This window comes from Pseudomonas sp. YL2 (assembly GCF_023063025.1).
Classification (GTDB): Bacteria; Pseudomonadota; Gammaproteobacteria; order Pseudomonadales; family Pseudomonadaceae; genus Aquipseudomonas; species Aquipseudomonas putida_A.
Window position 1 is genome coordinate 329,288 of the sequence record NZ_JAJSLU010000001.1, and the last position, 19,302, is coordinate 348,589.

Here is a 19,302-nt window from a genome sequence, read left to right on the forward strand (position 1 = left end):
GGAAAAATCAGGCGGTTGCCTGCTCTCTCAGAATGGTCAGCACGGTTTGCACATTTTGCGCGGCATCGCGACCCAGGCTGGTCAGATACCCGCCATCAGGCTGGTCGGTGAGTTCTTTCTCGAAGAGGCGTTTGGCGGCGGCGATATGTTTCGGGGCAGCGGTCTGATGAATTTTCAAACCTTCCTGGGAACTGTCCAGGTTGAAGAGTGCGAGGACTTCCAGTTCGGCAACCAACTCAGGGGTAAGCGACATAAGGACTCCAGACTTTCTAGGAATTGGACGACAGCGCCCCTAAGGTGAACCCGCTTGTGCGGCATGTCCAGTGCTCAGATCAGGGATTTTGTCTTGAGGCGAATTCCAGTGTAGTAGGGGCCGGAGAGATGGCTGGATGGATACGTTACAAACCTTGTGGGAGCGGGCTTGCTCGCGAAGGCGTTGGGTCAGTCGCCCTGTTCGTCGATTGATCCACCGTCTTCGCGAGCAAGCCCGCTCCCACAGGGGAATTGTGCAGTTACTGTTTTTCGGGTGGCAGCTCAGGCAATGCACGCAGCGCGGTTTCATACCACTCGGTATTGAACGCGCGGTCTTCGTCGAGCATCGCGTCGATTTCGTAGGCCAGCACGTGGGCCATCAGATTCAGGATGTCATCACGCTCGTAACCGACCAGCGTCAGCTTGTTGAAGGTTGCCTTGGACGCTGGAGGGTTGTCGCTTTCGATCTGGTTCTCGATCGCTTCGATCAGCGTCGATTCGGTGAACTCTTCTTCATCATTGTCGATGTCAGTCGGCTCGCTCATGGCAGGCTCCTCAAGGAAAGGCGCCAGTTTACCCGCATTCAGCGGCGTGATGCTGCTGGCGGGATCGAGCTCGGCGATCTATAAACAGTGACTGCCCACCCCGCACGGCCTGGAGGCTATGTGATGTTCAAGCTCTACGGATTCGCTGTCAGCAACTACTACAACATGGTCAAGCTGGCGCTGCTGGAAAAGGGCCTGGCGTTCGAAGAAGTCACCTTCTACCCGACGCCGACGCCTGAATCATTGGCGATCAGTCCACGCGGCAAAGTGCCGGTGCTGGGCGTCGAGGCGGGTTTCATCAACGAAACCGCGATCATCCTTGAATACCTCGAGCAGACCCAGAAGGGCACGCCGCTGCTGCCGAGCGATCCATTCGAGCGGGCGCAGGTGCTGGCGATCGCCAAGGAAATCGAGCTGTACATCGAACTGCCGGGCCGCGCCTGCTATGGCGAAGCGTTCTTCGGCTTGCCGGTGCCGGAGGCGATCAAGGAGAAAACCAAAGCCGAGCTGTTGCTCGGTTTCGCGGCGCTGGGCCGCCACGGCAAATTCGCCCCGTACGTGGCGGGCGACAGTTTGAGCATCGCGGATTTGTATTTCCTGTACAGCGTGCCGCTGGCGTGTGCGGTCGGGCAGAAACTGTTCGGGATCGATTTGCTGGCAGAGATGCCGAAAGCCAAGGCGCTGTTGGAGCGGCTTGAGCAGAATCCGCATGTGCGGAAGATTGCGGCGGACAAAGAATTGGCGATGCCGGCGTTTTTGGCGATGATCGCAGCGAAGAAGTAGATCTTGCAGTGTTCTGAAGTCAGCATTCGCGAGCAAGCCCGCTCCCACATTTGGACTGTATTAACAAATCCAGACTGTGGGAGCGGGCTTGCTCGCGAAGCTTTTGACCTTTAGCGGCTGGCGATGAGGGCCTGACCGCGAACCACCGCTGCCTTGACCTGCGCTGGCGCAGTCCCGCCGATATGGTCACGGGCATTCACCGAGCCTTCCAGGGTCAGCACGGCGAACACGTCCTGCTCGATCTGGTCGCTGAACTGACGCAGTTCCTCCAGGCTCATCTCGGCCAGATCCTTGCCAGTGTCTACGCCATATTTCACCGCGTGACCGACGATTTCATGGCAGTCACGGAACGGCAGGCCACGGCGTACCAGGTAGTCCGCCAAGTCGGTGGCGGTGGAGAAACCACGCAGCGCCGCTTCACGCATGATCGCGTGTTTCGGTTTGATCGCCGGGATCATGTCGGCAAACGCCCGCAGCGAATCGCGCAGGGTGTCGGCGGCGTCGAACAGCGGCTCTTTGTCTTCCTGGTTGTCCTTGTTGTAGGCCAGAGGCTGGCCTTTCATCAGGGTCAGCAGGCCCATCAATGCGCCGAACACGCGGCCAGTCTTGCCGCGAACCAGTTCCGGTACGTCCGGGTTTTTCTTTTGCGGCATGATCGAGCTGCCGGTGCAGAACCGATCCGGCAGATCGATGAACTGGAACTGCGCGCTGGTCCACAGCACCAGCTCTTCGGAGAAGCGCGACAGGTGCATCATCGCGATGCTCGCGGCCGAGCAGAATTCGATGGCGAAATCGCGATCGGAAACGTTGTCCAGCGAGTTGCCGCCCACGGCGTCGAAGCCCAGCAGTTGCGCGGTGTATTCGCGATCGATCGGGTAGGTGGTGCCGGCCAGCGCGGCGCTGCCCAGTGGCATGCGGTTGGTGCGCTTGCGGCAGTCGACCAGACGCTCGTAGTCGCGGCTGAGCATTTCGAACCACGCCAGCATGTGGTGGCCGAAGGTCACTGGCTGAGCAGTTTGCAGGTGAGTGAAGCCGGGCATGATGCTGGCGGCTTCGCGCTCGGCCTGCTCCAGCAGACCTTTTTGCAAGCGGGTGATTTCGGCCAGGATCAGGTCGATCTCGTCACGCAGCCACAGACGGATGTCGGTGGCGACCTGGTCGTTGCGGCTGCGCCCGGTGTGCAGTTTCTTGCCGGTGATGCCGATGCGATCGGTCAGGCGTGCTTCGATGTTCATGTGCACGTCTTCAAGGTCGACGCGCCAGTCGAACTGGCCGGCTTCGATTTCGCCCTGAATGGTCTTCAGGCCGTCGATGATGCTGTCGCGCTCGGCATCGGTCAGCACGCCGACCTTGGCCAGCATGGTGGCGTGGGCGATCGAGCCCATGATGTCGTGGCGATACAGGCGCTGGTCGAAGGTGACGGAGGCGGTGAAGCGGGCGACGAAGGCGTCGACGGGTTCACTGAAGCGGCCGCCCCAGGACTGATTGGTCTTGTCAGTGCTCATGAATTCGCTCGTATCGGCTTGAAGAAAGAAGGCGTGAAACGCTGGCGCGGATAATAACAGGGTTGCCAATCCTGTCGCTGACACCGGTCGATACGTTTTTTTCTCATCTGCTCATTCATAGTCGGCGCTGTCTGCAGGGGATTTGCGCAAGGATATTTTTCGATTGAGCAATATCGGCCCGGCAAGCGTCTACAGTTGGACATAAGGGTCGGCGCGACTGCGGATCGTACAAAGGTCTGGACGCCGACTATAAGAAGAGGGGGTGGGTGGTTTTGTCCTTTGGCATATCCCGTGAAAAACGCAGGAAACAGCGGGCTTTGAGCAGTACGACCCGGACACTGGCAAATATTGCTGGCCGACGTACGGCACTTTTTGGCGCTCGGGCTAGTCTTAGCGTGGATCGCGGTGACGGACGTCACTTCACCTGTCTACGCTATCCTTGTGCGAGACTCACGCAGGAATCCAGCGCAATATGAATGTCCTGATCGTTGATGACGAACCACTGGCTCGCGAGCGCCTAAGCCGAATGGTAAGCGAGCTCGAGGGTTATACAGTCCTGGAGCCCAGCGCCACGAATGGCGAAGAGGCGTTGGCGCTGATCGACAGCCACAAGCCGGATATCGTGCTGCTCGATATCCGCATGCCGGGCCTCGATGGCCTGCAGGTCGCTGCCCGTCTGTGCGAACGCGAAACGCCACCGGCCGTGGTGTTTTGCACCGGCCCCGATGAATTTGCCGTGGAAGCCCTGCAGGCCAGCGCCGTGGGCTATGTGGTGAAACCCGTGCGAACCGAACATCTGCATGACGCCCTGAAACGGGCTGAACGTCCCAACCGGGCGCAACTCTCGGCCCTGACACGTCCCGCCGCCGAAAGCGGTAATGGCCCGCGCAGTCACATCAGCGCCCGCACCCGCAAAGGCATCGAGCTGATCCCGCTGGATCAGGTGGTCTATTTCATTGCCGATCACAAATACGTGACCCTGCGCCATGAAAGCGGCGAGGTGCTGCTGGATGAGCCGCTGAAAGCCCTCGAAGACGAATTCGGCGAGCGTTTTGTGCGTATCCACCGCAACGCGTTGGTCGCCCGTGACCGCATCGAACGTCTGCAACGCACGCCGCTGGGGCATTTCCAGCTGTTCCTCAAAGGCCTCAATGGTGATGCGCTGATCGTCAGTCGTCGACATGTGGCCGGTGTGCGCAAGATGATGCAGGGCCTCTGACGCGGCCTTCGCGCGCGGTTGCACTTTCTTCTACCGGGCATTGCAGGCCAGGGAGGCCACGCCGTTTCTGATTCAAGTCAAAGTGGATTTGGCTGAGCTGTTATTATCCGCCGTATCTATTCAGTACGGATTGATCCATGTCCTCTCGCGAAATCCGCATCGCCACCCGTAAAAGTGCGCTGGCCCTCTGGCAGGCCGAATATGTCAAAGCCCGTCTGGAAGCGGCCCATCCGGGTCTGCTGGTGACGCTGGTGCCCATGGTCAGTCGCGGCGACAAGCTGCTCGACTCGCCGCTGTCGAAAATCGGCGGCAAGGGCCTGTTCGTCAAGGAGCTGGAAACCGCGCTGCTGGAAAACGAAGCCGACATCGCCGTGCATTCGATGAAAGACGTGCCGATGGACTTCCCCGAAGGCCTTGGCCTGTTCTGTATCTGCGAACGCGAAGACCCGCGCGATGCTTTCGTTTCCAATACCTACGCCAGCCTCGATGCGCTGCCTGCCGGCGCCATCGTCGGCACCTCCAGCCTGCGGCGTCAGGCGCAACTGCTGACCCGTCGTCCTGATCTGGAAATCCGCTTCCTGCGCGGTAACGTCAATACCCGTCTGGCCAAGCTCGATGCCGGCGAGTACGACGCGATCATCCTCGCGGCGGCCGGGCTGATCCGTCTCGGTTTTGAAGACCGCATCACCTCGGCCATCAGCGTCGATGACAGCCTGCCGGCCGGTGGTCAGGGCGCCGTCGGCATCGAATGCCGCAGCGCCGACACGCAAATCCACGCCTTGCTCGCACCGTTGCATCACGCCGACACCGCTTCGCGCGTGACCGCTGAACGTGCCCTCAACAAACACCTGAATGGCGGCTGCCAGGTGCCGATCGCCTGCTACGCCGTGCTTGAAGGTGAGCAGTTGTGGTTGCGTGGTCTGGTGGGCGAACCGAGCGGTGGCAAGCTGCTCAGCGCCGAGGCGCGCGCGCCGCGTGCCGATGCCGAGACGCTAGGGGTGAAGGTTGCCGAAGACTTGCTCAGCCAGGGTGCCGACGACATTCTCAAAGCGGTGTATGGCGAGGCAGGTCACGAGTGACTGGCTGGCGCCTGCTGCTGACGCGCCCTGCGGATGACTGTGCGGCGCTGGCCGCGGTGTTGGCCGGGCAGGGGATTTCCAGCAGTTGCCTGCCGCTTCTGGACATCGCGCCGCTGCCGGTCTCTGACAAGATACGTCAGGCGCTGGCGCAACTGCCGGGTTGCAGCGCGGTCATCGTGGTCAGCAAGCCGGCGGCGCGGATTGCGCTTGATCTGCTAGACGCTCATGGGCTTCAGTCGCTGTCGATGCCGTGGTTCAGCGTCGGTGCGGCGACTGCGCAGATTCTTCGCGATCACGGTCTCGATGTGCACTGTCCCGCCGACGGCGATGACAGTGAAGCCCTGCTGCAATTGCCGCGTCTGCGCGAGGCGGTCACCGAGCCCGGCGCGCAGGTGCTGATCCTGCGTGGCGAGGGTGGCCGCGAGCTGCTCGCCGAGCGCCTGCGCGCGCTTGGTGCTAGTGTCGAGTATCTGGAGTTGTATCGGCGTGACCTGCCAGCCTACCCGCCGCAAGAGCTGCCGCAGCGGATTGCAGCGGAACGCTTGAACGGGCTGGTGGTCAGCAGTGGACAGGGTTTCGAGCACTTGCGCCAGATGGCCGGCGATGCCTGGCCGTCAATTGCGCAGTTGCCGTTGTTTGTGCCAAGCCCAAGGGTCGCCGAGCTGGCACGTGCCGCCGGGGCCCGAACAGTTGTGGATTGCCGCGGCGCGAGTGCCGCGGCTTTGCTGACGGCGTTACGGGAGCATCCCGTGCCCGTTCTCTAATGCAAAGGATGGATACGTGAGCGAAACAGCCTTGCCTAAAGATGATGTCCAGCCTGTGATTGATGCCCAGGTTGAAACTCCACCGCCGGCCAAAGAGCCGCGCCGAGGCAACGGACTGGCCATTGTCGCCCTGTTGCTCGGCGCTGCCGGCGTGGCGATCGGTGGCTGGGGTGTCTGGCAGGTGCGTCACCTGCAGAGCAACACCGCACAACAGTCAGGCCAGGTGCAGGCACTGAACGATCAGGCACAGAGCCTCAAGCTCAACGAACAGCGCCTGACCGAGCGCCTCGCGCAACTGCCCGGTGCCGATGAACTCGCCGAGCGCCAGCGTCTGGTGACGCAACTGCAGGGGGATCAGCAGCGCCTCAACCAGCGTCTGGAAACCGTTCTCGGCGCCAGCCGCAAGGACTGGCGTCTGGCCGAGGCCGAGCATCTGCTGCGTCTGGCCAGCCTGCGTCTGTCGGCCTTGCAGGACATCAGCAGCGCCCAGGCGCTGGTGCAGGGTGCCGACGAAATTCTGCGTGAGCAGAACGATCCCGGCTCGTTCGCCGCCCGTGAGCAAGTGGCGAAAACCCTCGTCGCCCTGCGCAGCACCGAGCAGCCGGATCGCACCGGTTTGTTCCTGCGCATTGGTGCCTTGCGTGATCAGGTCATCGAACTGACCGAGCTGGCGCCGGAGTACAAGGATCGCGGCGAATCGCTGCTGGGCCTGACCGCTGATGGCGATGGTGCCAGTCGCTGGGCGCAGTGGTGGGATCAGGTGTCGCGTTATATCCGCATCGATTTCAATGCCGACAAGAACGTGAAGCCGCTGCTGGCCGGGCAAAGTCTGAGCCAGGTGCGCCTGGCCCTGAGCCTCGCGCTGGAGCAAGCGCAATGGGCGGCGCTCAATGGCCAGGCACCGGTCTACACCCAGGCAATGACCGAAGCGCGGGACGTGCTCACGGGCAATTTCAACCCGGACAATCCGCAGAGCAAAATCATGCTCGAACAGGTTGTCGAGTTGAGCAAGCAACCGGTCACGGTCAAGACGCCGGACCTGACCGGCACGCTGAGTGCGGTGCAGGCTTATCTGGAGCGACGTAACGTCAACGCTGAGGAGTCGGTCAAACCGTTCGCCAAACCTGCCGCCAACACCGCGCAGGAGGCCACGCCATGAAACGCCTGTATGTGATCGTGTTTCTGGTGATCGCGGCGACGGCGGCACTGGGCCTGGCGATTGCCGAGCACTCCGGGTACGTGTTGATTGCCTACAAGAGCTTCCGCTACGAGGCCAGTCTGTGGGCCACGCTGGGCCTGATCGCGGTGTTGTGGCTGCTGATCTGGGGCATCAAGGCCTTGGTCGAGCTGGTCATGGCCTCCAGTGGCGTGGTCAATCCGTGGTCGCGCCGCAACCGCAGCCGGCGGGTGCAGGTGGCCATCGAACACGGGCAGCTGGATCTGGCCGAAGGTCGCTGGGCCAGCGCGCAACGTCATCTGTCTCGCGCCGCCGAGGCCGAGCGCCAGCCGCTGTTGTATTACCTCGGCGCGGCACGCGCGGCCAACGAACAAGGCAAGTACGAAGAGTGTGATCACCTGCTTGAACGTGCGCTGGAGCGCCAGCCGCAGGCCGAATTGGCGATTGCCTTGAGTCATGCGCAGTTGCAGACCGATCGTGGTGATACCGACGGCGCCTTGGTGACCCTGCAGGCGATGCACGAGCGACATCCGCATAACGTGCAGACCTTGCGACAGTTGCAGCGTCTGCATCAGCAGCGCGGCGACTGGTCGGCGGTGATTCGCCTGTTGCCGGAGCTGCGCAAGGACAAGGCTTTGCCTGCGGCCGAACTGGCTGAACTGGAGCGGCGTGCCTGGGGCAACAACCTGTCTCTGGCAGCGCATCGGGACGAGGACGGCAAGGTCGGTCTGCAGTCACTCACCCGTGCCTGGGAGCAGTTGACCTCCGCGCAGCGTCAGGAGCCGGCGCTGGTGCTGGCATACGCCGAGCAATTGCGTCAGTTGGGTGCTCAGGTCGAAGCTGAAGAAATCCTGCGCAGTGCCCTCAAGCGCAAGTACGACAGCCATCTCGCGCGTCTGTATGGCCTGGTGCGCGGCAGCGATCCGGCGCGCCAGTTGCAGACCGCCGAAGGTTGGCTCAAGGAACATCCTGCTGACCCGAGCCTGTTGCTGACCCTCGGTCGTCTCTGTCTGCAAGCCAGCTTGTGGGGCAAGGCACGGGATTATCTGGAAAGCAGTCTGCGAGTGCAGCGTAACCCTGAAGCCTGCGCCGAGCTGGCGCGTCTGCTTGCGCAACTGGGTGACACCGAGCGCAGTAACCAGCTGTTCCAGGAAGGTCTCGGATTGCTGGATGAGCGTCTGCTGGCCGCGCCGTTGCCGGTGCCGGTTCACGCCTGATATCGCGAGGGAGCATGCTCCCTCGTTAACGTTCAGTGAGCGAAAAATTACCTGTGGCGGGCGTCTTGGGCAAAGTCCTACAACGGACTACACCTATTCCTCTCGCACCTGTCGGGTTTTCCCTACACTTCTGGTGAACTGTCGCCAAGGCCCCGCCTTGAAAGGCTGACAAGCTTTCCTCTACCGTAACTGCCTGTCTCCACTGTTACGGAAAAGCCATGTCGTTGGCCTGTTCACGCTCCTTGTTTTTCACGGCTTTCACTGCAGGGGCCATGGCCCTGGGAGCTTCCTATTATCTCGAGTATGCGGTCGGGCTGACGCCCTGCAGCCTGTGCCTGGCGCAAAGGTTTTTCATGGCGTTGCTGACGTTCTGTTGCGGGTTGGCGGCGGTCCACGGCCCACGGCGTGTCGGCCTGTCGCTGTACTGGGTCGCCGCGCTTGGCCTGAGCCTGGGCGGGACGACGGCGGCCTGGCGACAGGTGTTGTTGCAGAGTGACCCGTTGATGCAGATGACGAGGTGCGCGCCTGATGCCGAAGCGTTGTTCAGCAACCTGCCGTGGTTGTGTGCAACGTTGCGGATGCTTAGGGGCGGTGTAGATTGCGCAGAAATTTCCTGGACGCTGTTCGATTTGAGCATCCCGGAATGGAGCCTGCTGTTCTTTGTGGCGATGTCGATCCTGGCGGTCTATCAATTGCTGCGGCTGGTCTGGAGCGCTCTGCAGCGACCGCTCAGCGGCGAAGCGTCGCACCGCACGCTGGTCAGGGATTAAACACTTGTATGAACTTTATCTCCTGCGTACCTTGAAGCCATAGGCGTGCGGGCATAATCTGGCCCGCACGTGTCATTGGATTTATGTTGCTCGATGACGCTCTGCCCGGTCGGCCCCCAAGCGATAACAGCCAGAAGAGGGGCGCGGGTGTAGAGCAGCATGACCCACAAGGGAAGAGAGATCGCCATGCTCGAAAGTTGTCAGAATGCTCAGGAACGCTGGGGTGGAGTTCATCTGCTGATCGACCGCTGGTTGCAAGAGCGTGAAGATCTGATCAGTGCCTACGACAAGTTGGGTGACAAACCACAGGCTCTGTCCGAGAACCGTAAACCCTTGCTTGAATTCTGCGGCGTGCTGGTCGATTACGTCTCGGCCGGGCACTTCGAGATCTACGAACAGCTGACCGGTGAAGCCAAGGCCTTCAACGACAAGCGCGGCCTCGAACTTGCCGAAACCCTCTATCCGCGCATCGACGTTATCACCGAAAAACTCCTCGCGTTCAATGACCTCTGCGATGAAGGCAAATGCGTCGCCGAGAAGTTCAAGGAGCTGGGTGGCCTGCTGCACGAACGCTTCGAACTGGAAGACTGCCTGATTGAAGTGCTGCACACGGCACACAAGCAGGAAGATCCGGTTCAGGCCTGACAGGTTTCTCGCAGGTATAAAAAAAACGCGGTGCGCCGGAAGCGCACCGCGTTTTTTTGTGCCTGCGAATCGGCTGCGATCAGCTCGTTGCGCCCCGCAGCTCCGCCTCAAACACCAGCGGGGTAAACGGCGCGATCAAAACTCCAGCCCCGTCGGCGCCGTAGGCTTGATCCGATGGAATCACCAGCCGCCACTTCGCGCCAACCGGCATGTTCTGCAGTGCGGTACGCCACCCGGCAATTACGCTGTCGAGGCTGAACCATTGCGGCTGGGTGTTCTGATCGAACACCGTGCCATCCGGCAGCCGACCGACATACAGCACCTGGACTTTTCCATCGGGGCCGGCCTTGGCACCGGTGCCCGGTGTCAGCTCGGTCAGCAGGATGCCGTCGGCCAGTTCCTTCACGCCCGGTTTGGCTTTTTCGGCGGTGAGAAAACGTTGTTCGTTTTCCATCGCGGCGTCGCTCGACGGCAGCGATGAGTGCTCGGCGTTTTGCGATTCATGATCGGCGAGGATCTGCTCGATCCGTGCTTCGCTCAGTGCCAATGGCTTGCCTTGATAGGCCTGCTGCAAACCATCGACCAGTGCCTGAATCTGCAGTTGCGGCACCTCTTGGCGCAGCCGCTCACCGAGGCTGGCGCCGAGGCTGTAAGCCAGATCGTGAGCATCGTTCGCGGTGGTTTTTTCGTCGGCGTGGGCCACGGAAAAAATCATCCAGAGGGATAAAAAAAGGTAGCGCGACATGGGCACTCTCCGTCCTGAATTGCGGTGGATTATGCCAGCGCGAACGTCTGCAACGGTGAACTGCTTTTGACTTGTTGAAGAACATTTTCGCTTCGTTGCAACGCAACGGTTTCGTTACTGTCAAGATGACCTAGCGGCGGTAACTGCAGAGGTCTAGTATGAGCCGCACTCACGTCAGCCAGGAGGTAAACCATGTCGGCCACCAAGAAGCCTGTAAACACTCCGTTGCACTTACTCCAACAACTCTCGGGCAGCCTGCTCGAGCATTTGGAAAACGCTTGCTCCCAAGCCTTGGCTGATGCTGAAAAACTGCTCGCCAAACTGGAAAAGCAACGCGGCAAGGCGCAAGAAAAACTGCACAAATCCCGCACCAAATTGCAGGACGCCGCTGCTGCCGGTAAAGCCAAGGCGCAGAACAAGGCCAAGGCTGCCGTCAAAGAACTCGAAGACCTGCTCGATGCGCTGAAGGATCGTCAGTCCGACACTCGCGGCTACATTCTGCAACTCAAGCGCGATGCCCAGGAAAGCCTGAAACTGGCCCAAGGTGTCGGCCGGGTGCAAGAGGCCGCCGGCAAAGCGCTGTCCTCCCGCGCCGCCAAACCAGCAGCAGCGCCTGCGAAAAAAGCGCCAGCCAAACCTGCTGCGGCGAAAGCCCCGGCGAAAACTGCTGCGGCCAAACCAGCGGCAAAACCTGCAGCCAAGGCACCGGCTAAAACCGCCGCCAAACCTGCTGCAAAAACCGCAGTGAAAAAACCGGCTGCGGCGAGCGCTGCGAAACCGGCCGCACGTACTGCCGCTGCCAAACCTGCAGCGGCCAAACCGGCTGCCAAGCCAGCAGCAAAACCTGCTGCGCGCAAAGTCGCTCCGGCAAAAACCGCTGCTGCTAAACCAGCTGCCAAAGTAGCGGTAAAACCGGCTGCCAAACCTGCCGCGAAAACCGCTGCGGCAAAACCGGCAGTCAAGACTGCGGCCAAACCAGTCGCGGCAAAACCTGCTGCCAAGGTTGCTGCCAAACCAGCGGCCAAGCCTGCTGCTAAAACCGCTGCCAAACCTGCAGCAGCAAAACCTGCGACCGCTGCAGCCAAGCCTGCCGCCAAACCAGTAGCCGCAAAGCCAGCCGCTAAACCAGCCGCCAAGCCAGCTGCCAAACCTGCCGCGAAAAAACCGGCCGTTGCCAAACCAGCTGCCGCCAAGCCGGCGACTGCACCTGCCGCCAAGCCAGCCGCTCCGGCGCCGGCCGCCGCCGCGCCTGCTCCAGCCGCTTCCACCTCGACCACCACGACTGCGCCAACGCCAGCCGCCGCGTCGAGCGCCAGCAGCAACCCGACCAGCGCCTCCTAAGTGCCGGTTGCCGCGACGCGCAGCACTTGCAGCGCGTCGCGGTTCGGGCTGGCGGCCGATCCCGTCAGACTCTCCAGCCACTCCCCCGACGCTGATGCGTCATCGCGCGGCCAATCCTGCGCAACCTGTTCCAGTTGCCACAGCAGATGCCGTTCGGCTTCCAGCTCCAGCGCCTTCATTTGTGCTCGCAGCCCCTTGAGCACCGGATCTTCCTCGGCCAGGGTTTTCCACTGAGTACGCAACGCACGCAGTGGCTGCACCACCTCCACATCCCACGGCCCCACCAGCGTTTTCAGCTGCTGCACGCGCTGTTCGTTGCAGGCCGCGCCGCGCCGCTCCAGCCATAAACCGCACAGCAGCAGGCAGACATTGGCCCCCGCCGTTTGCAGTTGCAGGCAAGCAGGTTCCACGCCCGGTCGGGCGTAGATGGCAAGGGAAAAGCTCCACAGGTCAGAGGACATCGTGCTACTCGCGCCAGTTGTGAGCGAAGCTGGTAGACTCCGCCGCCATTATGATCCGACTTCAGAACCTGACTTTACAGCGTGGCCCGCAACGTCTGCTAGAAGACGCCGAGCTGACCCTGCACGCCGGCCACAAAGCCGGCCTCATCGGTGCCAACGGTGCCGGCAAATCCAGCCTGTTTGCCTTGCTGCGCGGCGAGTTGCACCCGGACTCGGGCGATTGCCTGCTGCCGGCCGACTGGCGGATCGCGCACATGCGCCAGGAGGTCGACACGCTCGAACGCCTGGCGGTCGACTATGTGCTCGATGGCGACCTGCGTCTACGCGAAGTGCAACGTGACCTCGCCGCCGCCGAAGCGGCCCACGATGGCACGGCTCTGGCCCGCCTGCACGCCGAACTCGACAGCGCCGACGGCTATACCGCCGATGCGCGGGCACGCAAGTTGCTGGCCGGTCTCGGTTTCACCAACGAGCAGATGGATCGTCAGGTAGGAGATTTCTCCGGTGGCTGGCGGATGCGTCTGAACCTGGCGCAGGCCTTGATGTGTCCGTCGGACCTGTTGCTGCTCGACGAACCGACCAACCACCTGGATCTCGACGCGATCATCTGGCTCGAAGAGTGGCTGAAAAGCTATCCGGGCACCTTGCTGTTGATTTCCCACGACCGCGACTTCCTCGATGAAGTGGTCGATCACGTGGCGCATGTCGATCAGCGCAAACTGACCCTGTACCGTGGCGGCTACACCGCGTTCGAACGCGCCCGTGCCGAACGTCTGGCCCAGCAGCAACAGGCCTACGAGAAGCAGCAGGCGCAACGTGCGCACATGGAAAGCTACATCGCCCGCTTCAAGGCCCAGGCCACCAAGGCCCGTCAGGCGCAGAGCCGGATCAAGGCCCTGGAGCGCATGGAAGAGCTGTCGGCGGCCCACGTCGATTCACCGTTCGACTTCGTGTTCCGCGAATCGACCAAGATCTCCAGTCCACTGATCGACCTGTCCGATGCGCGCCTGGGTTACGGCGACAAAACCATCCTGGAGAAGGTCAAGCTGCAACTGACCCCGGGTGCGCGGATCGGTCTGCTCGGGCCGAACGGTGCCGGTAAATCGACCCTGATCAAGAACCTCGCCGGCGAGCTTGAACCGCTGGCCGGGCGCCTGACCCGTGGCGAAAACACCGTGGTTGGCTATTTCGCCCAGCATCAGCTCGACTCGCTGGATGCCAAGGCCAGCCCGCTGCTGCACTTGCAGCGTCTGGCGCCGACCGAACGCGAGCAGACCCTGCGCGACTTCCTCGGCGGTTTCGATTTCCGTGGCGCACGCATTGACGAGCCAGTGCTGAATTTCTCCGGTGGCGAGAAAGCGCGTCTGGCGCTGGCATTGATCGCCTGGGAACGGCCGAATCTGTTGCTGCTCGACGAACCGACCAACCACCTCGACCTGGAAATGCGCCTGGCGCTGACCATGGCGCTGCAGGAATTCAGCGGCGCGGTATTGGTGGTGTCTCACGATCGGCACTTGCTCAAGAGCACCACCGACAACTTCTACCTGGTCGCGGACGGCAAGGTAGAAGAGTTCGATGGCGACCTCGAAGACTACGCGCGCTGGCTGGTGGAATACCGTCAACGCAATGCGCCGGTCAGCAACACCCCGGTGAACCCGGACAAGACCGACAAAAAGGCCCAGCGCCAGGCCGCTGCTGCATTGCGTCAGCAACTGGCACCGCACAAGCGCGAGGCCGACAAGCTCGAAGCCGAACTGGGCAAGCTCCACGAAAAACTCGCCAAGGTCGATGCCAGCCTCGGTGACAGCGACATCTACGAGCCGGCGCGCAAGAACGAGTTGCGTGATCTGCTGGCAGAGCAGGCCAAGCTGAAAGTGCGCGAAGCCGAACTGGAAGAAGCATGGATGGAGGCACTCGAAACGCTGGAAAGCATGCAGGCGGAGCTGGAGGCGCTGTCCTGATGGAAGCGTTCAAGCTGCCGCTGCCGGCGGTGTGGGTCGAGCCGATCTGGCTCGGCGTGCAGATTCTGCTGATCCTGCTGGCCGGCTACTTCGCTCAACGAGTCGTCGCTCGATTCCTCACCCGCCTGGGCGAGCGCTATCCGTTTCCGCCGCAGTTGCTGATGCCCCTGCGTGGCGTATTGCGCTGGCTGATCATGGGCAGCGCGGTGATTTTTGTGCTGGAGCGCCTCGGCGTATCGGCCACGGTGTTGTGGACGGCGCTGTCGGGTTTCGTCGCGGTGGCGGCGGTGGCGTTCTTCGCCATGTGGAGTGTGCTGTCGAACCTGCTTTGCGCGATCCTGATCTTCACCGTCGGCCCGTTCCGCCTGGGCGATGTGGTCGAGCTGGTGGACACCACCGACAAGCCGGGTGTCAAAGGCCGGGTGGTGGCGATCAATCTGCTCTACACCACGTTGATCGAAGCCGAGGAACTCGGGACGGGCAGCGCCATGGTGCAAGTGCCGAACAGCCTGTTCTTCCAGCGTTCGGTGCGGCGCTGGCGTGGCAGCGATGTGTTTCCTTCCAGCGGTTTCGAGAAGTAGTCCTCGGGCGTCTGATCTGACGCCTTCGCGAGCAAGCCCTCAGCCGCGCCCGAACCATCCAGCAAAAATCGGTAGTCATCCGCGCCAAAGCGCATTAGCTTTGACGTCTGTCACGATTCACAGTCGAGGTGTGCGATGGAGCTTCAAACATGGCTGGCATTCTTTGCCGCCTGCTGGGTGATCAGTCTGTCCCCGGGTGCTGGCGCCATTGCGTCGATGTCCAGCGGCCTGCAATACGGTTTCTGGCGCGGTTACTGGAACGCCCTCGGCCTGCAGATCGGCCTGGCGGTACAGATTGCGATTGTCGGCGCCGGTGTCGGCGCGATCCTCACCGCCTCGGCCACCGCATTCCACGCGATCAAATGGTTCGGTGTGGCGTATCTGGTCTATCTGGCGATCAAGCAATGGCGTGCGCTGCCCATGGACATGAGCGATGACGCGGCGGTACGGCCGATCGGCAAACCTCTGGCGCTGGTGTTTCGCGGCTTCCTGGTCAACATCAGCAACCCCAAGGCACTGGTGTTCATGCTGGCGGTGTTGCCGCAGTTCATCAATCCTCACGCACCGTTGCTGATTCAGTATGTGGTGATCGGTGCGACCATGATCTGCGTGGATCTGATTGTCATGGCCGGTTACACCGGGCTGGCGTCCAAGGTGCTGCGCCTGTTGCGTACACCGCAGCAGCAGAAACGCATGAACCGCACGTTTGCCGGGCTGTTCATTGGTGCGGCGGCATTTATGGCGACGTTGCGTAAAGCGGCGGTGTAAAACCTGCCGGCACAAAAAAGGCGACCTGATGAGGTCGCCTTTTTTTATCCGCCAAGACTTTGGAGTGACGCGCAATTGTGGCGAGGGAGCTTGCTCCCGCTTGAGTGCGTAGCGCTCACAAGCTTTTGGGTCTGCTTCGCAGCCCAGCGGGAGCAAGCTCCCTCGCCACAGAACGCGTTCAGCCAAGAGTCAGCGCAAGATCACCGGCGCGGTATCACGCGGCAAGTTGTTGCGCTGCGGCGCTTCGCGCGGCTGCTCGTACCCGCCGCCACCGAGCTGCTGGCTCAGCTGCCCGGCAACGTCCTCACCCAAAGCCTTGGACACTTCACGCACCACCCGCGGGCGATTCAGCGAGATCTTGATGTCGCGGCCGTTCACCAGTTTGGTGTCCTGCGCTTCGCCCATCGCCGTGAAGGCCGAGGTGATTTCGTAGGTCTTGGTGTTGATCAGGCTGAAATCCGCCACCAGCGTCAGGCCCAGCACCGCCGAATAGCTGTCGGTGTGCGCCAGCTCGTTCATGTCCTGGGTGAAGTCGATGTCCGACACGGTGCCGAACAGCACGTAGTCGGCACCCTTGAAGCTGCCGGCCTTGATGCGCTTGATCACGTCGTACACGTCACCCTTGGACGACGCGGTGTACGGCGTGCCCTGCACCAGCTGGAACATCCCGGTGCGGAGGATCTCGCCCTTGATGTCGCCGGTGAATTTACGCAGCTCACCTTGTTCGATGTAGCTGGTGGTCGCTTCCAGCTCGTTGTAGTTCGAGGAACCACTGGAGCTGTAGTAACCCTCGCGGTAATTGTTCTGCGCCGAAACGATGTGAATGTACTGCTCCACACGCTCCTGATACGCCAGATCCGTTACCGCCACTTTCGGGGCCGCTTGCACGCTGAACGCACAAGCCAGGGCCATCATGCCAATCCATGCGCGCATCAATTAACGCTCCGTGGTTTTGCGGATCTCTTTTTCGTCCATCCACTCGGCCAGACCGCTTTCGACGTCGATCAGTTGCAGGCTGAATTTGTAGAAGACGTCCTTGTAGTCGCTGCTGCGCTTGACGATCGAGCTGATCGAACCTTCCAGACGGTACTTGGCGGCGATCATGTTGCCAGTCTTGGCCACGGTGCTCTTTTTGTACAGGCCGCTCTGGTTTTGCAACTTGAGCTGATCGACCTGGCTCTGCATCGCGGTGTTGTCGCTGGCGAAGCGGGCGGTGCCGGACTTCATCAGCTGAGTCTTGATGCTGGTGGTGATTTCGCGGGTATCGATGTACTCGCTGGTCTTGTTCTTCACGTCGTAAACCTGCACCACCGGGCGGCCCTGCAGAATGCCGGACTGGGCCAGCGAGCGGGTCATCGATTCGGCGATCATTTGCAGGTCGGTCGAACCGAATTCGTTGGTCACGGTTTCAACCGCTTTGGCATCGCCGTAGCTGATGTTCTTGCTGCCCAGGGTCGGCGAGGTGTTGGCGCAACCGGAAGCCAGCAGGGCGAGGACAGCGATCAGGGAAAAGCGTGCAAACATGGGAATGCTCTCTAAAACAGGAATAGGGTGGCGGACTTAAGGCGTCTTGAGTTCGAGACGGAAATCCACGGCTTTCGGGGTCGGGGCGATGCCCTGGATGAAGCTGGTCTGAGCGCCGTACATCATCTGGCTCTTCCAGACTTCTTCCTCGGCGATCGGGAAACCTTCCGCACCGAGCCAAGCGAAGCGGTAGTAGAACGTCTTGTTGCTGTTGAGGGTGTTGGTCAACTGCACATTGACGGTCATGAAGCCGTTCTCTCGGGCGACGCGCATGGCGCCGACCGCAATGTGCTTCTGCGGGCCCATGGCCACGACCTTGCTCGCGGCGCTGCCCGGCTCCGGTGGTGGCGGGGTGGCGCAGCCGCTGGCCAGGATGGCGAGAGCGGCGACGGCGAAGAGTTTGAAGCGCATGCAAAGACTCCGTTCTTAAGGTTGTTTGAGGCTGGCGACATTGGTCGCGCCGGCGCTCGGGATGACATGGGCGGCGACGCCGCCGGCAAATACCTGATTGCCCACGGCACGCAGGCTGATCACTTGATAACGCTGATCGACGGTGACCTTGACCAGCGAACCGCCGACGGCGCTCGGCAGACTGACTTGATGCTCGCCTTTCTTCAAGCGCAGACGCACCACTTGGGTGTTGTCCGGCAGGGTGCGCCACGTACGGGTATCGGCACCTTCCAGCACAGCTGAAGAAATACCCACGGCCAGACCGGCCAGCGGGTTGGTTTCGTTGATCTTCTTCTGCGCCACACCTTTGGTGATTGCGCGCACGGTGGTGCGGACGATGATCCCCGGCATGTCATCGCGCAGGGCGCGACGCGACATGGCGGTAGTGCTGTTGAGAGCGGTCAGGTTGACTTGCTGGCCATCGACGCCAATCTGCGCGAACGGTGCAGTGGAGGTGTCAGGCTTGATGATCGGGAACGACAGTGGAGTGATCACCACGTTGTTGGAGATCGGCAATGGCAGTGGCACGCGGATCGAATCACGCGAGGGTGCCAGACCACTTTGCACTACGATCAGGATGTCGCTGTCGTCGCTCTTGGTCGGCTTGTCGAGGTTGACCAGTGCCTGCTCCAGCAGCGGGGTGTTCGGGCGCAGTTCGGCCGCCTTGCGGTAGCCCGGTGCAGCCAGGTCTTTTTCGCCCAAGGCTTCGTAGACGAAACCGGCCAGGTAATGGCTGAACGCACTCTGGTAGCTGTTTTTCAGGCCGACCACTTCCGGCGCGTCGAGGCTGGCAACCGGGTAGCCTTGCAGATCCTTGTACTGAGTCTTGATGCCTTCTTTCTCGGCCTCTTCCTCACTCTTGAGGTATTCCTTGTCGCGCAGGTCGGCGATCACCGCTTCACGTTCGTGAGTCTTCTTGATCGCGGTGCGGGCGCCGTCGAAGTCATTGACCGCCAGCAGGTTGAGGGCCATCTGCGTGGTCAACATGACTTTTTCGTAGTCGTAGCCTTCGTAGCGACGCACCTTGTCGTTGACCAGGAAGCTGCCGAACTGAGCCAGGTATTTACCGGTGTCGAGCTTGACCGAATCTTCCCACTGGCCAACCACCTGATCGGCGCTGGTCCAGGCGTTCTGGCTGCCGGACAGGTCGCCCTTGGCGCGCAGCAACTCACCTTTCTCGAAGTAATAGAGCAGGTCTTTGTCCGGACCGGTGTTGTTCTTTTCCAGCAGGCTCAGCGCGGCGTCGACGTTGCCGGTGGCCAGTTGCTGGTTGGTCTGGGCCAGTTCCGAATCGTAGTTGCGAAACGCCGAACAGCCGGACAGCAGAGTAACCGCGCTGAGCGCGATCAAGGTGGGAGTGCGCAATGCCATGGGGGTACTTCTTCCCTGAGCTAGTAACTGCATCAGCCGCCGGTGCTGGTCGGGCTGGTGTGACCCATCGACAGTGGCGCTGGCCTCCTGCCAATTCCTCATAACCAGAGGAGCTTTTATGCCGCGTTGCTATAGCGCGGGCGC

21 protein-coding genes and 1 pseudogene are annotated in these 19,302 nt (G+C 61.4%); 13 read left to right on the top strand and 9 right to left on the bottom strand.

The genetic code is table 11. The features are described from left to right. Window positions 1-7 precede the first annotated feature (7 nt). Window positions 8-253 carry a TIGR02647 family protein gene (locus LVD08_RS01480; protein WP_007964531.1) on the bottom strand — a complete coding sequence of 82 codons (246 nt, stop codon included), beginning with the start codon at window positions 251-253 and terminating at the stop codon, window positions 8-10. A 259-nt stretch (window positions 254-512) separates the two neighbouring features. Then, window positions 513-797 carry a hypothetical protein gene (locus LVD08_RS01485; protein WP_247267221.1) on the bottom strand — a complete coding sequence of 95 codons (285 nt, stop codon included), beginning with the start codon at window positions 795-797 and terminating at the stop codon, window positions 513-515. A 123-nt stretch (window positions 798-920) separates the two neighbouring features. On the opposite strand from LVD08_RS01485, the gene LVD08_RS01490 reads away from it, so the two are divergent. Continuing rightward, window positions 921-1,580, top strand: a complete 660-nt coding sequence (locus LVD08_RS01490; RefSeq protein WP_247267222.1) for a glutathione S-transferase family protein — start codon at window positions 921-923, stop codon at window positions 1,578-1,580. Between the two features lie 110 nt (window positions 1,581-1,690). Here LVD08_RS01490 and argH read toward each other — a convergent pair whose 3' ends face one another. Then, window positions 1,691-3,085 (bottom strand): argininosuccinate lyase, encoded by a 1,395-nt coding sequence (gene argH / locus LVD08_RS01495; protein WP_027610449.1) that lies wholly within the window; start codon window positions 3,083-3,085, stop codon window positions 1,691-1,693. A gap of 335 nt (window positions 3,086-3,420) precedes the next feature. Between argH and LVD08_RS28180 the strand changes: the two are divergent. From LVD08_RS28180 to rsd, 8 genes and pseudogenes are all read left to right on the top strand, one after another. Further along, window positions 3,421-3,561: pseudogene (locus LVD08_RS28180) on the top strand (sensor histidine kinase); the annotation flags it as partial. Continuing rightward, on the top strand, window positions 3,558-4,304 hold the full coding sequence (locus LVD08_RS01505) for a LytR/AlgR family response regulator transcription factor (RefSeq protein WP_003229385.1): 747 nt from the start codon (window positions 3,558-3,560) through the stop codon (window positions 4,302-4,304). The pseudogene LVD08_RS28180 and the gene LVD08_RS01505, both read left to right, overlap by 4 nt. Window positions 4,305-4,441: 137 nt before the next feature. Further along, on the top strand, window positions 4,442-5,383 hold the full coding sequence (hemC, locus tag LVD08_RS01510; RefSeq protein WP_103483673.1) for a hydroxymethylbilane synthase: 942 nt from the start codon (window positions 4,442-4,444) through the stop codon (window positions 5,381-5,383). Next, window positions 5,380-6,147 carry a uroporphyrinogen-III synthase gene (locus tag LVD08_RS01515; protein ID WP_247267223.1) on the top strand — a complete coding sequence of 256 codons (768 nt, stop codon included), beginning with the start codon at window positions 5,380-5,382 and terminating at the stop codon, window positions 6,145-6,147. The genes hemC and LVD08_RS01515 overlap by 4 nt, the downstream gene beginning before the upstream one ends. Before the next feature lie 16 nt (window positions 6,148-6,163). Then, window positions 6,164-7,306, top strand: coding sequence for a uroporphyrinogen-III C-methyltransferase (locus LVD08_RS01520; RefSeq protein ID WP_247267224.1), 1,143 nt, complete (start codon window positions 6,164-6,166; stop codon window positions 7,304-7,306). Beyond that, window positions 7,303-8,541 carry a heme biosynthesis protein HemY gene (locus tag LVD08_RS01525; RefSeq protein ID WP_150370095.1) on the top strand — a complete coding sequence of 413 codons (1,239 nt, stop codon included), beginning with the start codon at window positions 7,303-7,305 and terminating at the stop codon, window positions 8,539-8,541. Before LVD08_RS01520 ends, LVD08_RS01525 begins: the two co-directional genes overlap by 4 nt. A gap of 218 nt (window positions 8,542-8,759) precedes the next feature. After that, window positions 8,760-9,311 (top strand): disulfide bond formation protein B, encoded by a 552-nt coding sequence (locus LVD08_RS01530; RefSeq protein ID WP_095137655.1) that lies wholly within the window; start codon window positions 8,760-8,762, stop codon window positions 9,309-9,311. Between the two features lie 186 nt (window positions 9,312-9,497). Beyond that, window positions 9,498-9,956 (top strand): sigma D regulator, encoded by a 459-nt coding sequence (rsd, locus tag LVD08_RS01535; RefSeq protein ID WP_247267225.1) that lies wholly within the window; start codon window positions 9,498-9,500, stop codon window positions 9,954-9,956. Window positions 9,957-10,035: 79 nt separating this feature from the next. Here the strand turns inward: rsd and LVD08_RS01540 are convergent, their stop codons facing one another. Then, a complete protein-coding gene (locus LVD08_RS01540; RefSeq protein ID WP_247267226.1) occupies window positions 10,036-10,701 on the bottom strand; it encodes an FKBP-type peptidyl-prolyl cis-trans isomerase in 666 nt (221 codons plus the stop codon). Between the two features lie 192 nt (window positions 10,702-10,893). Between LVD08_RS01540 and LVD08_RS01545 the strand changes: the two genes are divergently transcribed. Beyond that, complete coding sequence (locus tag LVD08_RS01545; protein ID WP_247267227.1) at window positions 10,894-12,042, top strand: AlgP family protein; 1,149 nt, start codon at window positions 10,894-10,896, stop codon at window positions 12,040-12,042. Here the strand turns inward: LVD08_RS01545 and LVD08_RS01550 are convergent. Continuing rightward, a complete protein-coding gene (locus LVD08_RS01550; protein WP_247267228.1) occupies window positions 12,039-12,503 on the bottom strand; it encodes a TIGR02444 family protein in 465 nt (154 codons plus the stop codon). The genes LVD08_RS01545 and LVD08_RS01550 overlap by 4 nt on opposite strands. Window positions 12,504-12,553: 50 nt before the next feature. Here LVD08_RS01550 and LVD08_RS01555 point away from each other — a divergent pair, with 50 nt between their 5' ends. The 3 genes from LVD08_RS01555 (at window position 12,554) to LVD08_RS01565 (ending at window position 15,813) form a co-directional block, all read left to right on the top strand. Next, window positions 12,554-14,464 (top strand): ATP-binding cassette domain-containing protein, encoded by a 1,911-nt coding sequence (locus tag LVD08_RS01555; protein WP_003229372.1) that lies wholly within the window; start codon window positions 12,554-12,556, stop codon window positions 14,462-14,464. Beyond that, window positions 14,464-15,045 carry a mechanosensitive ion channel family protein gene (locus LVD08_RS01560; RefSeq protein ID WP_027610460.1) on the top strand — a complete coding sequence of 194 codons (582 nt, stop codon included), beginning with the start codon at window positions 14,464-14,466 and terminating at the stop codon, window positions 15,043-15,045. Before LVD08_RS01555 ends, LVD08_RS01560 begins: the two co-directional genes overlap by 1 nt. A gap of 135 nt (window positions 15,046-15,180) precedes the next feature. Then, window positions 15,181-15,813, top strand: a complete 633-nt coding sequence (locus tag LVD08_RS01565; protein WP_027610461.1) for a LysE family transporter — start codon at window positions 15,181-15,183, stop codon at window positions 15,811-15,813. 189 nt (window positions 15,814-16,002) lie between these two features. On the opposite strand, the gene LVD08_RS01570 is transcribed toward LVD08_RS01565, so the two are convergent. From LVD08_RS01570 to LVD08_RS01585, 4 genes are read right to left on the bottom strand one after another with little or no spacing between them, the layout of a single operon-like run. Beyond that, window positions 16,003-16,746, bottom strand: coding sequence for a penicillin-binding protein activator LpoB (locus tag LVD08_RS01570; RefSeq protein WP_247267229.1), 744 nt, complete (start codon window positions 16,744-16,746; stop codon window positions 16,003-16,005). 3 nt (window positions 16,747-16,749) lie between these two features. Then, window positions 16,750-17,337 (bottom strand): penicillin-binding protein activator LpoB, encoded by a 588-nt coding sequence (gene lpoB / locus LVD08_RS01575; protein WP_247267230.1) that lies wholly within the window; start codon window positions 17,335-17,337, stop codon window positions 16,750-16,752. Window positions 17,338-17,373: 36 nt separating this feature from the next. After that, the gene (locus LVD08_RS01580) at window positions 17,374-17,748 is read right to left on the bottom strand and encodes a YcfL family protein (RefSeq protein WP_247267231.1); all 375 of its coding nucleotides are present in this window, start codon (window positions 17,746-17,748) and stop codon (window positions 17,374-17,376) included. Between the two features lie 15 nt (window positions 17,749-17,763). Next, complete coding sequence (locus LVD08_RS01585; RefSeq protein ID WP_096796115.1) at window positions 17,764-19,158, bottom strand: COG3014 family protein; 1,395 nt, start codon at window positions 19,156-19,158, stop codon at window positions 17,764-17,766. Between the last annotated feature and the right edge of the window lie 144 nt (window positions 19,159-19,302).

Coding starts and splice junctions, on each gene's coding strand:
- LVD08_RS01480 (WP_007964531.1), bottom strand. CDS start 253: ATGTCGCTTACCCCTGAGTTGGTTGCCGAACTGGAAGTCCTCGCACTC.
- LVD08_RS01485 (WP_247267221.1), bottom strand. CDS start 797: ATGAGCGAGCCGACTGACATCGACAATGATGAAGAAGAGTTCACCGAA.
- LVD08_RS01490 (WP_247267222.1), top strand. CDS start 921: ATGTTCAAGCTCTACGGATTCGCTGTCAGCAACTACTACAACATGGTC.
- argH (WP_027610449.1), bottom strand. CDS start 3,085: ATGAGCACTGACAAGACCAATCAGTCCTGGGGCGGCCGCTTCAGTGAA.
- LVD08_RS01505 (WP_003229385.1), top strand. CDS start 3,558: ATGAATGTCCTGATCGTTGATGACGAACCACTGGCTCGCGAGCGCCTA.
- hemC (WP_103483673.1), top strand. CDS start 4,442: ATGTCCTCTCGCGAAATCCGCATCGCCACCCGTAAAAGTGCGCTGGCC.
- LVD08_RS01525 (WP_150370095.1), top strand. CDS start 7,303: ATGAAACGCCTGTATGTGATCGTGTTTCTGGTGATCGCGGCGACGGCG.
- LVD08_RS01530 (WP_095137655.1), top strand. CDS start 8,760: ATGTCGTTGGCCTGTTCACGCTCCTTGTTTTTCACGGCTTTCACTGCA.
- rsd (WP_247267225.1), top strand. CDS start 9,498: ATGCTCGAAAGTTGTCAGAATGCTCAGGAACGCTGGGGTGGAGTTCAT.
- LVD08_RS01540 (WP_247267226.1), bottom strand. CDS start 10,701: ATGTCGCGCTACCTTTTTTTATCCCTCTGGATGATTTTTTCCGTGGCC.
- LVD08_RS01545 (WP_247267227.1), top strand. CDS start 10,894: ATGTCGGCCACCAAGAAGCCTGTAAACACTCCGTTGCACTTACTCCAA.
- LVD08_RS01550 (WP_247267228.1), bottom strand. CDS start 12,503: ATGTCCTCTGACCTGTGGAGCTTTTCCCTTGCCATCTACGCCCGACCG.
- LVD08_RS01555 (WP_003229372.1), top strand. CDS start 12,554: ATGATCCGACTTCAGAACCTGACTTTACAGCGTGGCCCGCAACGTCTG.
- LVD08_RS01560 (WP_027610460.1), top strand. CDS start 14,464: ATGGAAGCGTTCAAGCTGCCGCTGCCGGCGGTGTGGGTCGAGCCGATC.
- LVD08_RS01565 (WP_027610461.1), top strand. CDS start 15,181: ATGGAGCTTCAAACATGGCTGGCATTCTTTGCCGCCTGCTGGGTGATC.
- LVD08_RS01570 (WP_247267229.1), bottom strand. CDS start 16,746: ATGCGCGCATGGATTGGCATGATGGCCCTGGCTTGTGCGTTCAGCGTG.
- lpoB (WP_247267230.1), bottom strand. CDS start 17,337: ATGTTTGCACGCTTTTCCCTGATCGCTGTCCTCGCCCTGCTGGCTTCC.
- LVD08_RS01580 (WP_247267231.1), bottom strand. CDS start 17,748: ATGCGCTTCAAACTCTTCGCCGTCGCCGCTCTCGCCATCCTGGCCAGC.
- LVD08_RS01585 (WP_096796115.1), bottom strand. CDS start 19,158: ATGGCATTGCGCACTCCCACCTTGATCGCGCTCAGCGCGGTTACTCTG.